The 3187-nt window shown below is 71.0% G+C and carries 3 protein-coding genes; all 3 read left to right on the top strand.

Annotated elements, in window-relative coordinates:
- Window positions 1–957: Xaa-Pro peptidase family protein (locus tag VGW35_14720; GenBank protein HEV8308912.1), on the top strand; the 957-nt coding region annotated here is incomplete at its 5' end.
- A 14-nt stretch (window positions 958–971) separates the two neighbouring features.
- Window positions 972–2261, top strand: coding sequence for a PEP/pyruvate-binding domain-containing protein (locus VGW35_14715; GenBank protein HEV8308911.1), 1290 nt, complete (start codon window positions 972–974; stop codon window positions 2259–2261).
- 41 nt (window positions 2262–2302) lie between these two features.
- Window positions 2303–2728 (top strand): FAD-dependent monooxygenase, encoded by a 426-nt coding sequence (locus tag VGW35_14710; GenBank protein ID HEV8308910.1) that lies wholly within the window; start codon window positions 2303–2305, stop codon window positions 2726–2728.
- Window positions 2729–3187 lie beyond the last annotated feature (459 nt).

The raw sequence follows: 3187 nt of genomic DNA, 5'->3' as shown, positions 1-3187 counted from the left end.
CCCTGGCTCCCGCCCGAGAACGTGCGCTGGTCCTACGCCTGGATCAAGGGGGCGGCCGGGCCGGCCTCCCGCCAGCAGGTCAAGAAGTTCACCGACGCGATCGTCGAGGAGATGCGGCGGTTCGGGGTGCTGGACCAGACGCTCGGGGTGGACTTCATCGACATCAACATGCTCCAGGCCTTCGGCGAGGCCAAGCTCAAGTGGGCCGACGGGATGACGCCGATGATGGAGGCCCGGGCGATCAAGAACGTCGACGAGCAGGAGTGCCTGCGGGTCGTGGGGGCGATCGGGGACGCCGCCCACTGGGAGACCATGCGCTTCCTCAAGCCGGGCCTGACCGAGAATCAGGTCACCGCGCACATCATGGAGTACCTCTACGGCATCCCCGGCATGGAGGACGTCGAGGACGTCATCGTCTCCTCCGGCCCGAATACCTGGCCCAACTGGCGTAACTTCTCCGACCGGATCATCAAGCCGGGCGACATCGTGTTCATGGACCTGGCCGCGCTCACCTGGAACGGCTACAAGTCCTGCTACTACCGGACGTACTGCGTGGGCAAGCCGCCGACCCAGGAGATGAAGGACTACTACGCGACCGCGCTCAAGTGGCTCTACGACTCGATCCACGCCGTGCGGCCGGGCGCCACCACGCGGGACATCGCGCTCAAGTGGCCTTCGGCCAAGGAGGCCTGGGGCTACGAGGAGGAGGACCAGGCGGCGGCCAACCTGTGGGGACACGGCCTGGGCCTGGCCCAGTACGACCAGCCGGTGATCTCGCGCATCTGGTCCCTCGATCACCCGTTGGAGATCCGTCCGGGCATGGTCTTCGCGCTCGAGACCCAGCACGGGAAGCGGTACGAGTTCGGCGTGCGGATCGAGGAGATGCTGATCGTCCACGAAGACCGGACCGAGATCATCTCGAACTTCCCGGTCGAGCAGATCACCGTCGTGGACTGAGGGGCGAGGACGACATGCTCGTCGCCCTGAGCGATCGCGACGCGGCCACGAGAGCCCAGGTCGGACCCAAGGCCGCCACCCTCGCGCGGCTCCGCGCCGCTGGCCTCCCTGTTCCGGACGGGTTCTGTCTGACGGCGGGCGCCTATCGCGCCCACCTCGCCGCCGTCGGCCGCGAGGTGACCGTCGGAGACCGCCGGCGGGCGCTCAACTGCCGGCTCGTCTGTTTGCGCGATCCTCTCGATCGATCGATCACCGATGCCGTGGCCCTCGTCTGGGAGCGCCTGGCCGGCGCCGCGGGCGCGCTGGTTGCTGTCCGCTCGTCCGCGCTCCTCGAGGATTCGCCGGGGGCCTCCTTCGCCGGGCAGTTCGAGACGTTCCTGGGGGTGGCCGACGCCCGTGATCTCGTGACGGCGGTTCGCGCGTGCTGGGCCTCGCTCTGGTCGACCCGCGCGCTCCGCTATCTGGGCGAGCGGGGACTCGATCCGGCCGCGACGGCGATGGCCGTCCTGATCCAGCGGCTCGTGCCGGCGCGCGCGGCGGGCGGGGCCTTGAGCCGGACGCCGGACGGGTCGCTCGTTCTCACCGCCGCCTGGGGTCTGGGGCCGGCCGTGGCTCACGGCGAGGTGGTGCCGGACCGCTATGTCCTGCGTCGCGAGGGACCAGCGTTTCGACGCGTCACGCCGGGCCGCAAGCCTCGGTGCCTCGGGCCCGGGGACGGCGGCCGCTGGCGTTCCGTGGCGCCGGAGCAGATGGGCGCGCCGTGTCTCACGGAGACCGAGGCGCTGGCCCTGGCACGCCTGGTCCTCGCCGTCGAGGCCGCGCTCGGCGAGCCGGTCGAGGTCGAGTGGGCGCTCGACGAGCTGGGCTTCCACGTCCTGCAGGCGCGACCGCTCGACGTGGCTGAAGCGCGCGACACCGGGCCGCCCGGGCCCGGCTCAGCGCTCCTGGTGGGCCAGCCGGCCGGGGTGGGTCGGGCGGCGGGGCCGGCGCGCGTCGTGCGGCACGAGGCGGATCTGGCGCGTGTCGAGGTCGGAGACGTGCTGGTCACGCGGGTGGCCGGACCGGCGCTGGCGTCCGTCCTCCCGCGCGTGGCGGCGGTGGTGGCCGAGCTCGGCGGCAGCACCTCGCATCTCGCCGCCCTGGCCCGTGAGCGCGGCCTTCCGGCCGTCCTCGGCGTGGCCGACGCCACGCGTCGCCTCACCGACGGTTGCCTGCTGGTCGTCGACGGGGTGACCGGCGCCGTCCACGAGTCGCCGTCGATCGGGCCAGCGCCAGCTTCTGTGGAGGCGTGGAGGCTCGATTGAGCGCCGCCCGAGGCTCCCGGAGAGTCGGTCGACGCGCCATCGTGATCGGCGGGTCGATGTCCGGGTTGTTCACGGCGGCGCTGCTTCGCCGGGTTGGCTGGGAGGTCTTCACGCCGATTTACGACCTGGCGTCACCTCGGATGGTGCTCGGCCGCGTCGTGCTGATCGGCGATGCCGCATCGGTCGGCCGGCCGCACATGGGGTTCGGCGTGTCGAAGGCGGCGGAGGACGCTCGGGCTCTGGCGGATGCGCTCGGGGCTCACGGCGCCGACATCGACGCGGAACTCGCGCAGTTCGAGGGCGTGCGGCGGCCGATCGGCGAGCGCGTGATGCTGCACGGCCGCAAGCTCGGCGCCCACCTCGGTGTGAACCTCAAGACCGAAGACGAGTGGGCGATGTGGAAGCTCTTGCAGGATCCCCACGCCGTGCTGGGCCACATCGCGGTTCCCCACTTCCTCGCCGCCTGAGCTCCGTGACTCTACATCATGGAATACGGTAGCTGATCCTGCCCGACCGCCGGGGCGCCGGTCCGCTCGCGGGGCAGGGGGTCTCGCCTCGCGAAAGGGCCCGGGCGATCACGAAGGCCGCGCCGGGCGGCGAGCCCGCCGAGGGGCCGTGACAGGTAGCCGGTCGTCCGTGGAGGCCCCTGGAGTTCCGTCTTGACGTGGGTGTCCGTGTGTACTATTGTTGTAGTACACAGACAGCCTTGCCGTCACCGGCGCCGCCACCGGCGCTCACACAAGAGGAGATTCCTGTGCTGACTCAAGCCCTCACGGTTGCCTTCATCACCATCGCCCTCACCCAGCTCGCGGTCATCGCCACCTCGATCTACCTGCATCGGGGGCTGGCGCATCGGGCGCTGGTGGTCCACCCGGCGGCCGACGTGCTCTTTCGGCTGCTGCTCTGGCTGACCACGGGCCAGCACC

This window comes from Candidatus Methylomirabilota bacterium (assembly GCA_036005065.1).
Classification (GTDB): domain Bacteria; phylum Methylomirabilota; class Methylomirabilia; order Rokubacteriales; family DASRDR01; genus DASYQW01.
The sequence above is the reverse complement of the archived record's forward strand: the minus strand, read 5'-3'. Positions and strand labels throughout refer to the sequence as shown.

Excerpts from the sequence above, each read along its gene's own strand:
- VGW35_14715 (HEV8308911.1), top strand. The coding sequence starts at position 972 with ATGCTCGTCGCCCTGAGCGATCGCGACGCGGCCACGAGAGCCCAGGTC.